Genomic DNA, 19373 nt, shown 5'->3' on the forward strand with positions numbered 1-19373 from the left:
CTACCCCGTATAACTCAATCGACGTAACACGCGATGCTGCGTTAATCCATCCAGCTTAAATAACAACCGCAAAACCATCACGATAACGGAATATCGACTCAACTTTGCATCGAGCTCACCAAATAAAAACTGTTGATTTGAGATGATTTTTTCAAATACATCCTTATCTTGGGTCTTATTTTTAATCAAGAACTTGATTAGGTTGATGTAACAGGTAGAAATGAAAAAGTTAACATCCTGCTCCCTTGCCGACTTTTTCGCTTGAGTGGAAATTTGAGCAAAAGCATCGATGTGCGTGGTATCTTTTTGTGTCAGTGGGCTATTGATTGCGGAACCACTACGCATCACATGGAAGTAGAGAATTTCATCACTAGTATAACAATCATGGGCGAATGACAGGTAATCAATGATAAAAAGCAAGTCTTCGCTGAAATGCAAAGATTCATCGAATCTCAATGAGTGCTCGGAAAGTAGTCGACGTGATACCATCAAACCACATATATGAAGACGGATCTCTTTGGTTAAATACTGAGACAGCGCTTGTTGACCAGTCACCTGCTGAGCACGGTTCTGAGCTTGCTCTGATTTATCATCGGATACTTTTTCGAACGAAAACAAGATCGTATCTAGATTGGTGCGTTCCAACAGCACTTTGTCCAAGTAGCTGAATAAGCCAGATTGATATTTGTCGTCTGAATCTAAAAATAAGACAAACTCACCACGCGCGTTCTCAATACCAACGTTACGAGCACTTGAAACGCCACCATTCTCTTTTCGTATCAATCTAATACTCGGATGATCAATCGTGTAGTTAGGTCCCTGCTTTGAGCCATCATCGACCAGTATTAACTCTGCGTCTTGTTCAGCACGGGCCGATACTTCTTGAACAAACCACTCTACGATGCGTTGGGCATAATCAAAGGTGTTGTAAATAGGTACAATCACGGAATATTTCATGCAACAGCCTCCTGCCATAACTGATTAACAACTTCTATTTCAGTTTCTTTCGCTTTGTTTAGTGCATTATTTGATAAGGTGGTGTAACGCGCTTCGTTGCTGCAAATATCGATAATTCGCTCAGCAAAGCGACGGCTATCGCCTTCAACAACACGATAACCATTGACTCCCTCTTCAACAATCCATGGCAATGCATCAAAGGTTTGATAAGCAACTATCGGTAGACCTTGGCTTCGTGCCTCGATGAGAGTTTGTCCAAAACCTTCATATCTTGAGGTCATAATAAACGCAGCATAGTTTTGTAGCGTATCGGCTACATCACTAGTAGGGCCTTTAAATTGGATTTTGGTGTTATCCGCGACACGCTCAATCAAAGCGTTCACTTCGCTTTCACGGCCATCCCCATAGATATCTAAGTGATACCCATCAGGTAACTGGTCGATAACTTCGATCATGGCTGAGAAGTTCTTCTGCTCTTCATCAATTCGAGCAATCGTCACTAACCTTTTGCTCAACTGTTGTGGATCCGACGAAGTCGAAAGCTTACAGCCGCGAGGAATCACTTTTACCTTCGAAACCAAGCGCGGAAATAACGTCGCCAATGCCTGCTTGTCTTGATCGGTGTAAACTGTAAACAAATCAATTTTGCTTTGTAACAAAGCCATAATTAATTTTGATAGCGGTTTAAAAAAGACCGAGAACTTGTTGGTCTGCACCAATACCACCTTGGCATTTTTTAACACCTGTAGAGGCAAGTAAAGCAAGTCATTGGGGTGAAACAACACCACAACGTCTTCGGCAGAAAGTTGCAGCTTTCTCACCGCATCGATTTGGCTTAACTTTGCCGCGATTTTGTTACCACAGCCATACTTAACGTATTGGATCTTTGAACTTTCAGGATAGTGTTCCTTCTCAGGTTCAAACTGATACAACTCATAGTTTTCACAATCAAATAGAGTGTGCAAACTTCTGATCAACGTCTCTACCCCACCCATGGTGGTCGACTTTTGTGGATTAATGGTGACGAGTTTCATCAAGTATTTAACCTTGTCCTTAGTCGCTACCAAAAAGGTCGCGGGTGTAAACCTTATCCGCGACATCCGCTAGTTCTTCCATCATGCGGTTACTCACAATCACATCGCTGATCTGTTTGAACGAAGCAAAGTCATTCACTACTTCTGAGTTAAAGAATGTCGGTTCTTCTAACAGTGGTTCATATACGATGACTTCAATCCCTTTCGCCTTGATGCGTTTCATAATGCCCTGGATACTAGAAGCTCTAAAGTTGTCTGAACCAGACTTCATAATCAGACGGTAAATACCCACTACTTTAGGTTGTTTGTTGACGATCGAACGAGCAATGAAATCTTTGCGGGTGGTATTTGCCTCAACAATTGCTTGAATAATATTGTTTGGCACATCTTGATAGTTAGCCAATAACTGTTTGGTATCTTTTGGTAAACAGTAGCCGCCATAGCCAAACGAAGGATTGTTATAATGAGAGCCAATACGCGGATCCAAACCGACACCTTCGATGATCTGACGTGAATCTAAGCCATGACTTTCTGCGTAAGAATCCAGCTCATTAAAATACGCCACACGCATCGCCAGATAAGTATTAGAGAACAGCTTAACAGCCTCAGCTTCTGTCGAATTGGTGAATAGAACTGGAATATCTGTTTTCACTGCACCTTCAAGCAATAACCCAGCAAACGTTTCAGCACGAGGCGAGGTTTCACCCACAATAATGCGCGAAGGGTAAAGGTTGTCATGTAGCGCTTTGCCTTCACGTAAAAATTCAGGCGAGAACAAGATATTTTCAAAATCAAGCTCTTGCTTCACTCGTTCAGTAAAGCCCACAGGGATTGTTGATTTGATCACCACCACACCCTGTGGTGCATACTGTTTGACTTCTTTGATCACCGACTCGACTGAACTGGTATCAAAAAAATTCGTTTCTGCATCATAATTTGTTGGCGTAGCCACGATGATGAAATCAGTCTCTTTGTACGCGAGTTCTTTATCGATGGTTGCGGTTAAATCCAGCGTTTTTTCTGCCAAAAACAACTCAATTTCAGTGTCTGAAATAGGCGAAATACGCTGATTGATTTTGGCGACTTTTCCTTCATCAATATCCAATGCGACCACTTGATGATTCTGCGCCAGAAGCACTGCATTCGATAATCCAACATAACCGGTACCAACAACTGTAATCTTCATAAATCTTCCGTAATTTTGTTCAATTTTAGGCAGTAACGAATTACTACGCTTGATATTTTTGACTGCTCAGAGATTGCTTTCTTTTGATAAAGCGCTCGAACAATGCCATTGGTTTTTTGAGGTAGTAGTATGTGCGCTTAGGTACAACCGAAATTTTTCCTTGAAAAACCAAACCCACTACCTGCATAAAGTCTCGTAGTGACATCACCTTACGGAAGTTCTTCACCATCTTGTAAAGTGAGGTACTGTCAGTTGGTAAAGCAAAGGAGGCAATGTAATCGATTCTGTTTAATTCCACCTCATAACGAGAACGCACCACCGCAGGTTTAAAATTCACTGTCAGGGTGCCTTTACCGCGCGTCACGCAATAAATCTCCTGGGGATGAACCGAAATAGAAGCCGCTTTTCGTCCGGAAACCAGCGAGAACATCACATCATTGGAAGCAATGACTTGGTCAAAGTAGAGCCCATTCTCTTGGATAAACTCGGTACGAAAGACTTTGCTCCATGGAACCGAAAAGTGATAACGAATATCCTCATCACCCGACTCTAGAAAAGCACGTACCAAATTGGCATAAATATGATGACGATCCGATAGCTCACCTGTGACATCACAACGGCTAGTCGGAGAAAAATAACTAATATCATCACCATGCAAAACCGTATCGAGTAGTTCAAAAGTCCCTGAACAAAACAAGTCATCTGCATCCGCAAATAAGGTATATCGACTACGTAGCTGTTTTATTCCTACGTTACGAGCAGAACCCGCTCCTTTTATACCCGTATTGTTAGTTAGAAACTCTAGGTGATGCCCCTTATACTGCTCAGCTAGACGCTGACTATCCAGCGCTTCACTGCTGTTATCGTCAACAACGATGATTTGAATATCCGGTCTAGTAGGAATCGAGTCTAATAACCGTTTCAAGCCTTGCTCGCTGTTGTAGTGCGGCACAACGATGCTATACATAAAATCCATTTTTAGGTTTCCCACTTATGATTGCTGCGCTTGAGGAACTTTGTCCAAATGGTGAATATAGTCACCGTAAACATAATCTTGCTTACCTTTCCCTTCACTAATTTGGTTTAGCAGCAAACCTTCAAACTGCACGTCATGAGACATAAATCTGGATATTGTGTTACGTAAAGTGACGACACGTGTACTAGACGCTCTTAGCACCACCACAACCTTGCCAGTGATTTTACTTACGATCATGCTATCGCTGACCACTAGAGCTGGTGGTGTGTCGATAATGACCTTGTCAAAACGCTCGGCAAGTTGATGTAAAAGCTGTGAGAAGCGTTCTGAACTTAGCAGCTCTTGTGGATTCTGAGTTGGCATACCCGCTGGCAGTACCGTTAGTCCCGAGCGCTCATCAACAAACAGACACTCATCTAAGCTCGCGTTCATCAAAAGATGATTGGTTAAACCAGGCTTATAACGTTTATGTCCAAAACGCTCCGCAACCGCTGACTTTCTTAAATCACAATCGATAAGAAGAGTGTTCTCAACTTTTGAAAATGCGAGCGCTAGATTGATTGAGCACGTTGTTTTCCCTTCATTCGGTAACGAGGAAGATATCGTAATAAACTTATTGTCTTTATTAGCCAGTGCTAGCGCAGTCCTAGCCGAACGGATCGACTCGTTAAATGTCATGAACTTTTCGCTAAAGAACACATCACTACCCAGCGCTCGCTTCTTAAATTTGTTGAGCCTAGGTATGCCGCCTAACGGAATGATGCCGAGTCGGTCTTCACAATGTTTAATTGACGTAATGGTGTTATTAAAGGCATCCAACAACAATACAACCGAAATCGACAGAAGCAGCGCTGCGATCATCGCAAGACCGACGATCAATTTCTTGTTCGGTTTAGCCGGGAACTGCGGTACCAGTGCCTCATCAGTAAAGCGGGCATTTCGTGAATCAAAATCGCTGGTTGCAGTGGTCTCTTTTTGACGATTTAAGAAGATATTTAAAATATTTCGGTTAGTCTCTTCTTCACGCAGTAACGCTTCATATTGACGTTTTTTCACCGTCAAACTTTGGAATTCTTGTTTACGCTTATCCAACTCGCGTGAAATCAAACGCTCTTGAGATCGCACGGCTTGGAGCTCTTTACCAATCCCACCGACCAATTGACGGATCAATTGATTCAACTGCTCTTCAAGGTTGGCGCGCTTAGCACTAACAGCGATCATCTTTTCATGCTTAGGGCCATAAGTTTTCGAGAATTCTGTTTGCTCATGTTTGGCGTTAGACAACAAACCACGCAAATTAATTACCTGAGGGTGTTTAGATATTTCAGGTACTGAAGAGACATCCGTGATGGCCAATGAACCGCCACTGCTCAATGTACTATAAGCAGATTCCAGTTGAATTCGACGGTCAGTGACTTCGCTTAAGCGTAAGATAAGATCATTAATTACTGCGCTCGCTTGAACATCAATACCGCTATCATCGTCATCAACCAGTTTTTCCTGCGCCAGAAATTCGATTAGAGCATTTTCAGAGCGCTTCAATTGTTCTTGTAGTTGCGCCATTCGACCAGAAATCCAAGACGATGCATGTTCAGTTGCATCTAATCGGGCATCAAGTCCTTCGAGAATGTAGGCCTCACCCACGGCATTCGCCACATCTGCCGCAAGTTGTGGGTCTACAGATTCAAAAGTAATACGCACTAGCTGTGTTTTACGAATAGGCGAGATATACAATCTCGATTGAAAGTTCGCTAACACCGCATAACGTACCTTAGTCGCCAGTTCTTCTGCGGTAGGCTCCACTTTCGCCTCTTCTGACTTGAACATCGGTAACGCCAGAATTTTCTCTTTCACAAGAGATTTAAAGGACTGCTTAGGTTCAATATAGGGATTGAACTCTTTGTTTTGCTCCAAATTCAATTGAGCAATAACACGCTCGGCGATGCGGCGCGATTTTAGAATTTCAAACTGAGTTAAATAGTACTCTTGCTGAGTTGAATCAATGCCCACCACTTCTTCAATAGACACCGCTTTGCTGGTGTTTGATTCAATCAATAGTGTCGCCGTTGCTTGATAAGTCGGAGCAATTGATAACGCAAATAACGCCGCAAGTACTGTAACAAGAGTGGTAAACAGTGTTATTTTTAACCAACTGCGTTTCAGTAATACGATGTACTTACCAAAATCCACCGACTCCCCTTCAATCGAGGTTTTCTCATCGCTTAGTAACTTCATACTTTCCCTAATAATTCGTCAAATTGAGTTGGCTGGTGATGGTTATTACCAAAATGAAGCAACGACATGAATCGTGTCACCAGGGTAAATGACTTGGTATAATTCAGCTTCAGTTTCTGTATTTTTATCAAACTCGATAGCCAATTGCTCTGCACTAAGATGCGCGTACTGATCAGATTCTGTCGACTTAGTACGGTAAGCTCGCGCACTACGTCGATACTTACTCATCACGCCACCCGCTAATGAAATCGCCTTTTGTACTGTGAGTCCCGGCTCGTATTCATAGCCACCCGGTTTATTAACGAGGCCATTAATGTAAACATTACGATATTGGACAATAGCAACGTTCACTTTTGGATTAACTAAATAATCACCTTGCAGACCTTGAGTAATTTCACTTTGAACTTGCTCTAATGTCTTACCACCGAGTTTAATCACCCCCAAATAGGGATAATCGATCACTTCACGGTTATCGATTTTTTGCTCATCAATGGTGAGATTCTCTTCACCGTAGACTTTAATACTGATGACGTCACCAGCCGCAAGTTGGTACAGATCTGTGGTATTTGCATTGACCGAACCAATAGAAATACAACTCAGCACAAGGATTTTAAACAGCTTGTTAATCACTTTCACACCTAATTTTATTGGTTAAATTAATATGCGGTTTTACCTACAAAACCTTTAAATATGGTTAAGAAAATTATCTTAATATCGAGCCAAAGTGACCATTCGCGAATGTAGGTCAAATCATATTCGACACGCTTTTCCATCTTATCAATAGTATCTGTTTCACCACGATAGCCATTAATCTGTGCCCAGCCAGTAATGCCAGGTTTGACTTTATGGCGTAACATATAGCGGTCAACAATTTGGCGATATTCTTCGTTGTGCGATACAGCATGAGGACGAGGACCAACAATTGACATGCGGCCTTGGAGTACGTTGATGAATTGTGGTAATTCATCCAAGGAGGTTTTACGAATAAACGCGCCAAATTTGGTAATTCGTGGGTCACCTTTTGTAGCTTGTTTTACTACTTGGCCATTATCCATAGAACGCATTGAGCGGAATTTCCACACTTTGATCTGCTTACCATCAATACCATAACGATGTTGCTTAAATATAATTGGACCTGGAGAAGACAACTTCACACCGATAGCAACTGCTAATAGAACAGGGCTAATAAGTAAAAGAATAAGCGCTGAAACGACGATATCTTCTAAACGTTTTACAAAAGTCGACATACCATAAAATGGCGTATCATGGATACTTAACGTGGGAATATTACCCACATTGCGCCAACGTGATTGAATAAGATCATAAGTGAAAAAATCTGGCACGATATAAACACGAGCGGTGCTATCGGCGAAGTAATTGATCACTTCTTTAATTCGATTAGAGGCTTTCATTGGCAAGGCAACGTAAACATGGCGGAAGTCACGCTCTTTCGCCATTTGCAAAGCATCATTAATTGAGCCTCGGAGTTGCACATCAAGGTTCTCATCAGCAAGACGATCGAGGCTGCGGTCATCAAAAATGCCGACGAGGTTAAGGCCGTGATGGCGACTTGATTGGATCTCCTTCGCCAACGCTAGACCCGCTGGTGTTGCGCCAATGATGATGCTTTTTTTCTCATAAGAATCCGACTTCGCTGAAGTTCGAACCTTACTGCTGACTAAACGGTAACTGGTCAATAGTACCGGTGTGCCAACAAACCAAACCGTCATCGCAATGCGAGAAAACGAGTCAGTAATTTTAAAACCAAAAGCGAGTACAAGTAACAAACCAATAGCACAAAACCAGGAGAGCAAAATAGGTGGTAAAGTTTGACGCAGAGACGATGTATATGAAGGATTATAAACACCAAGTAGCTCGGCCATGACACTAAAAGAAACCACCGCAACACTGGTTGCTAAAAGATAATAAATATTCCAACTGTCAGCATAAATATTGGCGGTCATTAAAATAGTAGCGATAATAATCGCGATATCTAACACACGGTAAGCGACTACGTGCTCGTCACCATGCTGCTTTATAATACCTATTTCTCTCATGCTCTATTCCCTGCCCTAGACCTATTCCTTTCAATAGCGAAATAACGAAGCTCATTCTAAATGAGCAGTTAACATCATCTCAACAAGCACATAGTCTGTATTTATTTGCGACAAAAACAAACTATAATTATTCTCCATTCAACTTGTTCCAGACTTTGAGATTGCAAAATTTCCAATAAATGAGAACGGCATTTAAAAAACACTAAAATAGGATAAATTTATTTATTTTGTATTATTCAACCACCCATTAACCACAAATAAAGCATGGCTTTATAGCAATTTGAAGTGATGAAAAATAAAGCAAGCTACAACTTTATCATTAGAAATCTAAATTAATCACAGATGTAACGGGGAAGGAATTTACAGAATGGTCGCCTTTTATACAAATAACTTCATGGCCACATTTGATGCCTCTATTTTCCATTTTTCAGACATAAAAAAACCCCTCATTATGAGGGGCAATAGTTACCATCGCTTATAGTTATAGTATGTACCAGTAATACGGTTTAACCGAAGTCACCATTGACATAACCTTGTGTACGGTCATCACGTGGTGTACTAAAAATTACATTGGTTTCATCGTGCTCAACCAACTCTCCCATTAAGAAAAATGCGGTGCGATCAGAAATGCGTCGTGCTTGCTGCATTGAGTGAGTCACAATGACGATCGTATAGTTTTTCTTCAGCTCTTCCATCAACTCTTCGATTTTGTGTGTCGCAATCGGGTCTAATGCTGATGTTGGTTCGTCCATTAAAATAACATCAGGCTCCATTGCGATGGTACGTGCAATGCAAAGACGCTGTTGTTGGCCACCAGACAAGCCAAATGCATGTGATTTAAGGCGGTCTTTAACCTCATCCCACAATGCAGCACCACGCAGTGAACGCTCTACCACCTCATCAAGGTGCTTTTTGTCTTTAATACCTTGAGCACGCAAGCCATAAGCTACGTTTTCATAAATGCTCATTGGAAATGGGTTTGGCTTTTGGAATACCATTCCAACTTTAATTCGCAGGTCTGCCACATCGATATTGCCATAGATATCTTCATTATCCATGGTCAGTTTGCCTGTGATTTTTACGCCTTCAATCAGATCATTCATGCGATTCAAGCAACGTAATAACGTCGATTTACCACAACCTGAAGGGCCAATAAGAGCGGTCACTTGGCGAGTCGGGATCGGCAGGTTAATTGATTTTAATGCTTGGCTCTCACCGTAAAATAAGTCTAGGTTTTCAATGTTAAATTTGTTCATAACTATTTCTCTTAAATCTTAAATTCGAATCAGTAAGTTGCTGTATTAAAGCGTTTAGCAATTAACTTAGTGACCATATTGATCAGCAGGACAACAACAATCAGTACGGTGGCGGTTCCGTATGCTTGGTTCCACTCTTCAATGGTGAAGAGTTCAGTGGTCAGTTTGTAAAGGTGTACGGTTAGCGTGCGTCCTGAATCTAATAAAGAATCTGGAATACGCGCTACCATGCCTGCCGTTAAAAACACCGGAGCTGACTCGCCAATGACACGACCAGTACTTAGAATGATCGAAGTTAAGATACCTGGCATCGCACTTGGTAAGATCAAACGCCAGATGGTGTAAATTCGTGAAGATCCTAGAGCATAAGAACCTTCACGGTATGTTTGAGGTACGGACATTAGTGCTTCTTCAGTGGTACGAATTATGACAGGTAGTATAAGAATACTTAGCGTAAGCGCACCTGACAGAATCGAAAAGCCCAATCCAAGAATGGCAACAAAGAATGTCATACCAAACAAGCCAAAGATAATCGAAGGAATACCCGCGAGTGACTCTGTACAGAAGCGGATCACTTTCACTAATCGACTACCCACTTTGGCATATTCTGTTAGGTAGATGGCCGTCATAATACCCAATGGCGCAGCAACGGCAATCGATGCAATAACCATATACAGTGTCGACACAATCATTGGGAAAATGCCGTGTTCATCACCCGTACGTGTATAGTCGTCAGTAATGAAATTCCAATCTACGTGCTGAAGGCCGTTCGACAATATGTACCAAATAATCCAGAACAAGAAGCCAACCGTTAGCGCCGCTGCAGCCCATACGAAAGCACTAAGCATGTTATCTTTAAACTGACGCGAGCGTTTTAGTTTTGCGTAATCCATAATCATTACCCGTCTCTATTTGGTCTTCTGACGATTAAGATAAAGCAGCACTGCATTGAGCATCATAATAAATGCCAACAGAACAACACCTGTTGCGTAAAGTGCGCTTGCGTGAACGCCGCTTGCATACGACATCTCAATGGCGATATTCGCCGTTAGCGTTCTGGCTGCATCCAGAATGCCTTCAGGCATAGCAGGAGCATTACCCATCACCATAATAATCGCCATCGTTTCGCCCAAAGCACGGCCAATACCCAAAATGACACCGGTCATAATGCCCGAACGTGCCGCCGGAACGAGTAACTTGAAGATGGTATAAATCTTTGACGCACCCAGAGCAAGAGAACCTTCTTTATACGCTCGTGGCACGGCACGGATTGAAGTTTCAGAAACCGTGATCACGGTAGGTAGAATCATCACGCCAAGTACAATGATACCGGCAAGAATCGTATTACCCGCAGGAACATCAAACACATTTTGAATGAGCGGAACAATAATCACCAAACCAAAGAAACCGTACACAACCGAAGGAATACCTGCTAACAGTTCCACCGCCGGACGGATCACGTCAGCTAAACGCTTTGGGGCGATTTCTGCAATAAAAACGGCGGTTAACACGCCAACAGGCACACCAACGACAACAGCACCAAATGTTGATACAACCGATGCCACAATCATGGTTGCTACACCGTAAAGCGCAGGTGGTAACCAATCTTGACCAAGAACGATGCCACTCACACCTACTTCTTGAAAAGCGGGTAGCGATTCACGCACGATGAAGTAAGCAATAACGGCTAGAGAGACAATACCAATAACGGCACTGGTGAGAAACAAGCCATGAAAGATGCGCTCTTTCCAGTCAACGCGCTTTTTCGCTCGTAAACCAGGCTTTGAAATTTGAGTCGCTTCAGTGTTCATAAGCTTTTCACTATTTGTTGCGATGGACATATAAAATCACCGTACTTGCCCAAACTATCTGGGCAGTCGTGTAACAAAAGGCTCAGCCCAAAAGTAGGCTGAGCAATTAATTGATGTTTCAGGGTATTAGTTAACTGAGATGTAGCCTTTTTGCTCAACAAGTGCTTGTGCGTCTGTTGTTAACATCCAGTCTAGGAATTTTTGTGTTTCAGCTGAAGGCTTGCCTTCTTGGTAAAGTACTAGGAAAGGACGAGCAACTTGGTAAGTGCCATTCTTCACATTTGCAACAGAGGCTGGTGTGCCGTTGATGTCTAGCGCATTCACTGAACCATCGACAGTACCTAGTGAGATGTAACCAATTGCGTATGGGTTAGAAGCAACCATGGTTTTCAGTGCACCGTTACCGTTCGCCACTTGAGCACGTTGAGAAATAGCCGATACTTTCATACCCGATACTTTCTTTTTCAGCTTCATGATGTCTTCAAATGCACCACGAGTGCCTGAAGCCGTATCGCGAGTAATCGCTACGATTGGCTTGTCAGCGCCGCCAACATCTTTCCAGTTGGTAATTTCGCCTTTGTAGATTGCGGTTACTTGCTCAGCGGTTAGGCCTTCAAGTTTGTTGTTAGGGTTAACCACAACCGCGATACCATCTCGAGCAACCACTTCTTCAATCAATGTTGCTTCTTTTTCTGAATCTTTTAGGTTGCGTGATGACATGCCTAGGTCAGCGCTGCCATTTTTTGCCGCTTTTACGCCCGCCGAAGAACCAGGTCCTTGTACTTCGATAAATACGTTCGCATTGTCTTTCATGTATGTTTCAGAGAAAACTTCCATCAGCGGAGTTACGCTACTAGAACCTACCGCAGAGATAGTTTCTTTCGCTGAAGCTGGAGTCACTGCTAGTGTGCTTAGTAGAGCAATCGCTCCGATAACTGTCTTTTTCATCACAAGTTCCTTTAATGGCTTTATTGCCGTTGTGTTTATTCAACGATGCCCACTTTAGGGAGGAAATATGACAGTTGTGTTTCACTTTATTGAAGGCTGCATGACATTTTAATTTTTATTATTCTAAACATTCTACCCCATGCAATTAACGTTAATGCATTGATATTTAATACTTTATAGGAAAATAAAAAGGGAAGAACAAGATAGTTTTGCACATAAAAACACCAATGTTGCGGTGTCATAATTAAATTAATTTGAGCCATTAATGAATGACTGAAGCTGTTAAATAGAAAAAAGCCAGTCAAGATACTGACTGGCTTTTAGCCCAACAACGTTGGATTACAGGAGCAAACTAGTCTAGGGGGAAAGACTAGTCAGCTTAGGGGGGAACTGGATAAATAACTGCACTAAGAATTACGCCATTCTATGCTTTCGATTTAAGTAGTGCCGCCGCACTTAACATGGCATCTTTGGTGCAGACATCAATTATTTTTATATTATTAAATCGTTCAGGATCTTTGATCGCCACATCGTGAGCAAAAATAACAAATCGCGCTTTTTCAACATCTTTCGCCGTAATACGATTGTTAATCCCATTGGCGCCTTGCGTCTCGACTTTGATTTTCACACCCAATGCCTGCGCGGCTTTTTCCAATGATTTTGCCGCCAAGAAAGTATGCGCCACGCCTGAAGGGCAAGATGTGACTGCCAATACTTCGGCCTCACCTTCACCTTCCACCGCGCCAAAGTGCAATGCATCCGATGAATGCTCATCTTCGTTAACGGTCTTTTTCAATAAGATGACAATAGCTGCCGTCGTCATTGCCCCAACAAGAGTGCCGATTATGTAGCCCAACTTACCATCCACCACGGGTAGAACTATCCAACCGCCCCATGGCGCATGGTTGATGACATGGAACATAAAGCCAGTCACATTCCCGACAATGCCACCAGCAACGATGGCTGGGATGACTCGAGCTGGGTCTGCGGCGGCAAAAGGAATCGCGCCTTCACTGATTCCAATCATGCCCATGATGCCCGCAGCTTTACCTGCCTCACGCTCTTCACGCTTGAACTTCTTCGGTGAAAATAGCGTTGCTAATGCCATACCGAGCGGCGGCGTACAAATCGCAATACCAACCCCACCCATCAACCATGGTTGGGTATTCACTTGGCTCTGCGCGAATAGTGTCGCAACCTTGTTAATTGGACCGCCCATATCGAACGCCGTCATCGCGCCGAGGACCGTACCTAAGATAATTTTTCCTGACCCTGCAAGGCCCGCCAGCCAATTGTTAAGCCACTCCATCGCATTGGCGATTGGAGCACCAATCAGCCACATCACTGCACCGCAAGTGACAAAAGTACCGACCAACGGATAGATAAAGATCGAACCTAGCGAGGTCATACTGCTTGGCAACTGAATTTTTTTAAGCAGATGAACCACAAAACCAGCAAAGAATCCCACCACAATTGCACCAAGAAAGCCTGTGTTGTAATGGGTAACAGCTATCCATGACCCAATCATCCCCGGCGCAAGACCTGGCTTATCGGCGATAGAGTAAGCAATGTAACCGCCAAGCACTGCCGTAAAAAGAGTTAATCCCGCAATGCCCATTTGCGCGATGTCAGCGAGGATGCCGTTGGTTGGCACGCCACCATGGCCGGAAATCATGACCGATAGCGACAGTAATACCCCACCAGCCACAATAAAAGGGATCATGTGGGAAGTGCCAAATAGCAAGTGCTCTTTCGCTCGCGCCAAGCTCTGTTTTAATGGGCTTGGGTAAACCGAAGATAGATCGACTCGATCTTGATAATGGGCGGGACTTTGCTCAGTTTCGACATCGGTAAGTAAAACCAGCGCTTGTTCGACTGTCTCTACCTTTTTAAGCGAGTCTACAAAGCCATCTTCAATCAGTTTCGATGACAATTGCGCCAAGACTTCAATATGGTGGTGATCATCACCATCTGGTGAAGCCAGCATGAAGAATACGTCCGATAGCTCACCATCTTCCGCACCATAATCAATACCGCTGCGGCTAATGCCAACAGCAACCGCTGGAGTCGAAACCGCATAACTTTTGGCATGAGGAATCGCAATACCTTGCTCAAAACCGGTATTACCTATCTTCTCTCGCTTCCATATATCCGCTAAAAATTCATTTTTATTGTCCAATTTGCCTGCCGTTTCTAACAACTCGACAAGCTCCAGCAATACTTCTTCTTTTGTTTGAGCTTTTAACTCTAAACTAATCGTCTCTGGCTCTATGAGATTGGTGATATCCATTACTGTTTTACCCAAATGACCTATAGCTAAGAAGACCGAGGAGTGTTCTGGTTTGTGCATAGATTAGCCACACTTGTCTCGGTGAGATACAGGAGGAATCTAGCATTAACTAGAAAAATGTAACACTCATTTCAAACTGTGATGAGGCTCTTATCTATCAGTGGTTTAAATCGATCTTTTATCGCTTTGATATGCTAGTATCCAGCAAAAATAGAGTCGAGATTCATGATGAAAATTGTTGCTGTGACAGCTTGCCCTACAGGCATTGCACATACTTATATGGCCGCAGACGCTTTAGTAAAAGCGGCATCTAAATTTAACGTCCAAATTAAAGTTGAAACCCAAGGCGCGATGGGCATTGAAAACCCATTAACCCCTGTTGATATTACCCATGCAGATCGCGTGCTGATCGTCTCTGATATTGAGATTGAACAAGCAGGCCGATTTGAAGGTATGAACATCGTGAAAATCCCGATTGAAGACGTATTGTTGAACGTCGACAAAGTCTTTCTTGTTCATTGCCGATAGACAAATAAAAGCGCCTACTGCGGATGAACGAATACCAAATTACCTTTCTAGTTGATGATGCTAACGCCAGTGCTCATGTCGCTTCGCCGCTGCATCGCATTGCTAAAAAATTCAAAAGCTCCCTGCATATCCTCAACATCACCCAAGACCGTTGCGCCAAGTTGACGCAGTCAATGGCGATGTTACAAGCAGGGCTCTTGAAAGGCGATTTATGCCAAATTACCGCGATCGGTATTGACGCGGAACTGGCATGTTTTGTCATCAAAGACATCATTGCTGATCACTTCACCCTGGTGGGTTCACAGATCAATTATGAGTTTTCCAGTCAATTGGCTCAGCGCTTGCCGCAAATCTGCCCGCCAAGCGAAATTCATTGGCACTATGCCAAAGCGCGCACTGAGCTGACAAAGTTTGAATGTTTAAAAGGGCTTGCCCAGTTAATTCATCCAGAAAACCCCGATGAGCTCATTCTGGCTTTCATCAAACGTGAAGAGCGTTCCTCAACGTGCGTCACCCCCGGCATCGCTTTACCACATGTTATGTTTAGTGGTGTTGAACACGTTTCTATCGCCGTTATAGTGAATGATAAGGCAATAGACTGGGCATCAAAGATGGGCGATGTACATATCGCAATAGCACTGGTAATTCCTGCCAAACCCACTCGTGATCAAATCGTTTCCGCCACCAACCTCACCCGTAACCTGCTGAGCGGGCAAATGGCCGAACGACTGTTATCAACCAGAAGCAGTGTCGACCTACAAGCCCTATTGATGTATTCAATGTCGCGCCTAATCGCATAATTTAAGCGCCGATTTCAGTTTCAATTATCAACCCAATGTTTAATTAAGCTGAACCACGATATTCCGTTGGCGTGCGGCCAGTTCGCGTTTTAAAGACTCGGCAAAAATAGTTCACATCTTTAAATCCACAACGTACCGAAACATCACTCAACTTAAAATTATATTTCTTCAACATGAACTTAGCGCGGTCGACACGCACCCAAGTAATGTAGTCCGCCAATGTCATGTGGCCTTGTTGACGAAATAAGCGGGACAAATGGTTTGAAGAGATACTAAAGCGCTCTGCAATACTGTCGCGCGTAATCGGGCGGTGAAAGTTTTCTTGGATATAAATACAAATCCCTTGATAGAGATCTTGTACGCGACTGTGAGTTTGCTCGACAGGCGCCTCCAACATAGTTTTGCTGTATTGCAGTAATGCTTGCAGTAACAGTTCATCCATTGGTTTTTTATGGCTCTCACGCGCCAGCGAACTCAGTGCTTCAAGAATATTATCAATCGCAAATCCTGAACGCGTCTGGATGCTGTGCTTTTGGATATCATAAAAACCTGTCTCACCCTTGCGCTTGCTTACCAAGCTAAGCCCTAATTGGCGACGACCAAACAAAATACTCAGAACAGAACAGTTAGTGTCCCAATCAGGTTTATTCCAACAGTTTGGCGGAATAAAAATCGCATCTCCAGCTTTCGCGGTGATATGAGTCACTTTGCGATCGTGGCTTTCCATCTCGTTGACATATTCGCCATCAAGTACCAACTCTAAGCGTGGAAAATTCACTTGGTAACTAAATTCAGGTGGGGTATGAAAATCACCAGCAAACCATATGTTATGCAGAGGCTCGCGCTCAGCCAATACTGACGAAATCAAATCGTGGAAAATCATTATTTACTCTTTGCATACACCAAAAATGCTCTTGAGATAGATATACATCGCCCGCTCATTTCGTGCTACTGAGTAAAGTCACAGTTCAGAACTTACGTTACAAAAATCCAGCAAAAGCACCAATATTGCAGCTTGCCATTCTCTCTCATTATTATCATTCAACAAATAGCCATCTAGAGAATGAAGCTATAAATAACAAATAGTTAACCTCCACATCCTAGAAAAACTCTTCTTATTAGGTGTTACTCGATCTAAATCACACAACCAGCATCCCGATACAATCTTCCAGTAAATGAGTTTTTTCTTCACTACAGCACGCCTCCCTCTCCCAGCAAAATATCCGCTAGGTAACAAAACACATCAAATAACGGAGAGATGGTCGCTCAGTGATCGCGTTTTATATCTGCATCTCACTTTAAGGTGCAGCCATGCAACGTCGATGACCACCATCACTACCCATAAGTCTCTTAACGTCCACACTCGTCCTTACGGTGATTGCTATGTCTGATCTTGCGCCAAACCCTGTTTTTTTTCCGATGACCAACGTAATACAAAACTACGCTTGGGGGAGTTCATCATCATTCAATCAATTATTTGGCATGGCAAACCAAACCGGTGAGCCACAAGCTGAAATTTGGATGGGGGCACACCCTAACGGTTGTTCAACCGTGCACAACCAAAATGGAGAGCCGACTAAGCTGTCTTCGCTTATTGCGCAGAATATCAATTCATTCTTGAGTGAAAAGGTGGCAACACGCTTTGGTGAATTACCCTACTTATTTAAAGTGCTCGCTGCAGAAAAAGCGTTATCTATTCAGGTTCATCCTAATAAGAGCCAAGCAGAACGCGGATTTGCTCTTGAAGAACAGCTCGGCATTCCGCAAAGTGCTGGGAATCGAAATTACAAAGACACGAACCATAAGCCAGAATTGGTCTATGCATTAACAGAATACCATGCAATGAACGGCTTTCGATCCGTGAACGAGATCATTGAGAACTTTACTCGCCTTGCGATTCCGACCATTGAGCCACTGTTAGCTCAATTGAAAGCAAACCCAACCGCACGCGGATTATCGATGTTTTTCTCAGATCTACTCTCTGTCGATGGAGAGCAAAAAGATCAAGCAATCACCGCACTTCTTGTGCGAGCAGGAAATGCCGAAGAACCGCTATATCAACTGATTGTAGAGCTCGAAACCCAATACCCAGGTGACATTGGTTTGTTTGCTCCATTGATGCTCAATGTGATCACTCTGCAGCCCGGCCAAGCCATGTTCCTTGATGCGGAAACACCTCATGCTTACCTTAAAGGCACGGGCCTTGAAATTATGGCCAACTCAGACAACGTACTGCGTGCCGGTCTTACACCTAAATTTATGGACATTAACGAACTTGTTTCATGTACAAAATTTGACGAGAAACCCCACGACAGCTTGTTATTAAATCCTATTGAACGTGATGCGATGTTGGAATACCCAATCCCGGTTGATGATTTCAAATTCGCCATTGTGTCCCATTCACAGCAACGTCAGATCCACACGGATAGCGCCGAGATATTGCTACCTTTGGATGGTGCAATGGTACTAACACACACTAATGGGGAATCTTGTTTGATTGAAAAAGGTCAATCGGTTTTCATTCCTGCTTACGCTCAAAACTACACGATTGATTGCGAAGGACGTGTGGCTCGCGCTTACAGTTAGTCGACAACCATGTTTCTTTAGCCTCGCATTCGCGGGGCTTTTTTCTCTCCATTCTCAATTCTCAATTCTCCATTCTCAATTCTCAATTCTCAATTCTCAATTCTCAAGCGGCCCATTGCCAAATATCTCACCGTTTTAATAATGACTTCTATCACACTTAAATCCGCTTGATACAAATCTACAGTGGATGGTTTTTTTTTGCTATTTCGCAAAACACTCGCTTGGATTAATTTTATCGCATTACTTCAACACCCGAGTTAAACATGATTACTACACTAACAAACGTCAAATTAATTAAACACGAACTTCAAGCAACTAATAAAAAAGAAGTGTTCGAAGAATTGGCTCAAATGCTATTTGATGAAAATCGAATCAGCAATAAAGAATCATTTTTACAAGATATTGAAACTCGTGAATCTGTCAGCGTCACTTCAACCGAAGGCATCGCTTACCCACATGCGAAAAGCAAGGCCGTTATCGATCCTGCAATCGCTGTTGGTGTAAAGCGCGAAGGTATTGACTATGGTGACGAAGACGGTATCAAACCAACCGTATTTTTTATGATTGCCTCACCTGATAACGGTGCAGACCATCATATTTATGTACTACAAGAACTATTTGGAAAATTCAGTGATGAATTTATCCAAGATATTAATAACGCGAAAGATCAAAACGAAATTCTGAATATTTTAATCAATTCTTAAGGTGG

Annotated in this window: 17 protein-coding genes; 4 read left to right on the forward strand and 13 right to left on the reverse strand. The window is 42.9% G+C overall.

Annotated elements, in window-relative coordinates:
• The 12 genes from RH88_RS15990 to RH88_RS16045 all read right to left on the reverse strand — a co-directional run bounded on the left by RH88_RS15990 (nt 1) and on the right by RH88_RS16045 (nt 14750).
• The gene (locus tag RH88_RS15990) at nt 1–957 is read right to left on the reverse strand and encodes a glycosyltransferase (RefSeq protein ID WP_005597880.1); all 957 of its coding nucleotides are present in this window, start codon (nt 955–957) and stop codon (nt 1–3) included.
• On the reverse strand, nt 954–1991 hold the full coding sequence (locus RH88_RS15995) for a glycosyltransferase (protein WP_005597881.1): 1038 nt from the start codon (nt 1989–1991) through the stop codon (nt 954–956). The genes RH88_RS15990 and RH88_RS15995 overlap by 4 nt, the downstream gene beginning before the upstream one ends.
• 19 nt (nt 1992–2010) lie before the next feature.
• Complete coding sequence (locus RH88_RS16000; RefSeq protein ID WP_005597882.1) at nt 2011–3177, reverse strand: nucleotide sugar dehydrogenase; 1167 nt, start codon at nt 3175–3177, stop codon at nt 2011–2013.
• A gap of 43 nt (nt 3178–3220) precedes the next feature.
• Nucleotides 3221–4153, reverse strand: a complete 933-nt coding sequence (locus RH88_RS16005) for a glycosyltransferase family 2 protein (protein ID WP_005597883.1) — start codon at nt 4151–4153, stop codon at nt 3221–3223.
• A gap of 15 nt (nt 4154–4168) precedes the next feature.
• Nucleotides 4169–6388, reverse strand: a complete 2220-nt coding sequence (locus RH88_RS16010) for a GumC family protein (RefSeq protein WP_005597884.1) — start codon at nt 6386–6388, stop codon at nt 4169–4171.
• A gap of 45 nt (nt 6389–6433) precedes the next feature.
• A complete protein-coding gene (locus tag RH88_RS16015) occupies nt 6434–7018 on the reverse strand; it encodes a polysaccharide biosynthesis/export family protein (RefSeq protein WP_005597885.1) in 585 nt (194 codons plus the stop codon).
• Nucleotides 7019–7044: 26 nt separating this feature from the next.
• Nucleotides 7045–8445 (reverse strand): undecaprenyl-phosphate glucose phosphotransferase, encoded by a 1401-nt coding sequence (locus tag RH88_RS16020; RefSeq protein ID WP_005597886.1) that lies wholly within the window; start codon nt 8443–8445, stop codon nt 7045–7047.
• A gap of 506 nt (nt 8446–8951) precedes the next feature.
• The gene (gene pstB / locus RH88_RS16025) at nt 8952–9701 is read right to left on the reverse strand and encodes a phosphate ABC transporter ATP-binding protein PstB (protein WP_005597887.1); all 750 of its coding nucleotides are present in this window, start codon (nt 9699–9701) and stop codon (nt 8952–8954) included.
• A gap of 29 nt (nt 9702–9730) precedes the next feature.
• Entirely contained in the window at nt 9731–10594 is an 864-nt protein-coding gene (gene pstA, locus RH88_RS16030; RefSeq protein WP_040758001.1) for a phosphate ABC transporter permease PstA, read from the reverse strand.
• Nucleotides 10595–10609: 15 nt separating this feature from the next.
• Nucleotides 10610–11542, reverse strand: coding sequence for a phosphate ABC transporter permease subunit PstC (gene pstC, locus RH88_RS16035; protein WP_005597891.1), 933 nt, complete (start codon nt 11540–11542; stop codon nt 10610–10612).
• A gap of 96 nt (nt 11543–11638) precedes the next feature.
• Nucleotides 11639–12460 carry a phosphate ABC transporter substrate-binding protein gene (locus RH88_RS16040; protein ID WP_005597893.1) on the reverse strand — a complete coding sequence of 274 codons (822 nt, stop codon included), beginning with the start codon at nt 12458–12460 and terminating at the stop codon, nt 11639–11641.
• Nucleotides 12461–12884: 424 nt separating this feature from the next.
• A complete protein-coding gene (locus RH88_RS16045) occupies nt 12885–14750 on the reverse strand; it encodes a fructose-specific PTS transporter subunit EIIC (RefSeq protein ID WP_005597895.1) in 1866 nt (621 codons plus the stop codon).
• 228 nt (nt 14751–14978) lie between these two features.
• Here RH88_RS16045 and RH88_RS16050 point away from each other — a divergent pair, with 228 nt between their 5' ends.
• Nucleotides 14979–15278, forward strand: coding sequence for a PTS fructose transporter subunit IIB (locus RH88_RS16050; RefSeq protein ID WP_005597896.1), 300 nt, complete (start codon nt 14979–14981; stop codon nt 15276–15278).
• Between the two features lie 23 nt (nt 15279–15301).
• On the forward strand, nt 15302–16078 hold the full coding sequence (locus RH88_RS16055) for a PTS sugar transporter subunit IIA (RefSeq protein ID WP_005597898.1): 777 nt from the start codon (nt 15302–15304) through the stop codon (nt 16076–16078).
• Between the two features lie 43 nt (nt 16079–16121).
• Here the strand turns inward: RH88_RS16055 and RH88_RS16060 are convergent, their stop codons facing one another.
• The gene (locus tag RH88_RS16060; protein ID WP_005597900.1) at nt 16122–16961 is read right to left on the reverse strand and encodes a helix-turn-helix transcriptional regulator; all 840 of its coding nucleotides are present in this window, start codon (nt 16959–16961) and stop codon (nt 16122–16124) included.
• 500 nt (nt 16962–17461) lie between these two features.
• Between RH88_RS16060 and manA the strand changes: the two genes are divergently transcribed.
• Together manA and RH88_RS16070 are read left to right on the forward strand one after the other, a co-directional pair.
• Nucleotides 17462–18664 (forward strand): mannose-6-phosphate isomerase, class I, encoded by a 1203-nt coding sequence (gene manA / locus RH88_RS16065; RefSeq protein WP_005597902.1) that lies wholly within the window; start codon nt 17462–17464, stop codon nt 18662–18664.
• A gap of 263 nt (nt 18665–18927) precedes the next feature.
• Entirely contained in the window at nt 18928–19368 is a 441-nt protein-coding gene (locus RH88_RS16070; RefSeq protein WP_005597903.1) for a PTS sugar transporter subunit IIA, read from the forward strand.
• Nucleotides 19369–19373: the final 5 nt, after the last annotated feature.

This window comes from Vibrio scophthalmi LMG 19158 (assembly GCF_000222585.1).
Taxonomy (GTDB): domain Bacteria; phylum Pseudomonadota; class Gammaproteobacteria; order Enterobacterales; family Vibrionaceae; genus Vibrio; species Vibrio scophthalmi.

Excerpts from the sequence above, each read along its gene's own strand:
- pstA (WP_040758001.1), bottom strand. The coding sequence starts at position 10,594 with ATGGATTACGCAAAACTAAAACGCTCGCGTCAGTTTAAAGATAACATG.
- pstB (WP_005597887.1), bottom strand. The coding sequence starts at position 9,701 with ATGAACAAATTTAACATTGAAAACCTAGACTTATTTTACGGTGAGAGC.
- RH88_RS16045 (WP_005597895.1), bottom strand. The coding sequence starts at position 14,750 with ATGGATATCACCAATCTCATAGAGCCAGAGACGATTAGTTTAGAGTTA.
- RH88_RS16005 (WP_005597883.1), bottom strand. The coding sequence starts at position 4,153 with ATGGATTTTATGTATAGCATCGTTGTGCCGCACTACAACAGCGAGCAA.
- RH88_RS16070 (WP_005597903.1), top strand. The coding sequence starts at position 18,928 with ATGATTACTACACTAACAAACGTCAAATTAATTAAACACGAACTTCAA.
- RH88_RS16060 (WP_005597900.1), bottom strand. The coding sequence starts at position 16,961 with ATGATTTTCCACGATTTGATTTCGTCAGTATTGGCTGAGCGCGAGCCT.
- RH88_RS16010 (WP_005597884.1), bottom strand. The coding sequence starts at position 6,388 with ATGAAGTTACTAAGCGATGAGAAAACCTCGATTGAAGGGGAGTCGGTG.
- RH88_RS15990 (WP_005597880.1), bottom strand. The coding sequence starts at position 957 with ATGAAATATTCCGTGATTGTACCTATTTACAACACCTTTGATTATGCC.
- RH88_RS16020 (WP_005597886.1), bottom strand. The coding sequence starts at position 8,445 with ATGAGAGAAATAGGTATTATAAAGCAGCATGGTGACGAGCACGTAGTC.
- RH88_RS16050 (WP_005597896.1), top strand. The coding sequence starts at position 14,979 with ATGAAAATTGTTGCTGTGACAGCTTGCCCTACAGGCATTGCACATACT.
- pstC (WP_005597891.1), bottom strand. The coding sequence starts at position 11,542 with ATGTCCATCGCAACAAATAGTGAAAAGCTTATGAACACTGAAGCGACT.
- RH88_RS16055 (WP_005597898.1), top strand. The coding sequence starts at position 15,302 with ATGAACGAATACCAAATTACCTTTCTAGTTGATGATGCTAACGCCAGT.
- RH88_RS16040 (WP_005597893.1), bottom strand. The coding sequence starts at position 12,460 with ATGAAAAAGACAGTTATCGGAGCGATTGCTCTACTAAGCACACTAGCA.
- RH88_RS15995 (WP_005597881.1), bottom strand. The coding sequence starts at position 1,991 with ATGAAACTCGTCACCATTAATCCACAAAAGTCGACCACCATGGGTGGG.
- manA (WP_005597902.1), top strand. The coding sequence starts at position 17,462 with ATGTCTGATCTTGCGCCAAACCCTGTTTTTTTTCCGATGACCAACGTA.
- RH88_RS16000 (WP_005597882.1), bottom strand. The coding sequence starts at position 3,177 with ATGAAGATTACAGTTGTTGGTACCGGTTATGTTGGATTATCGAATGCA.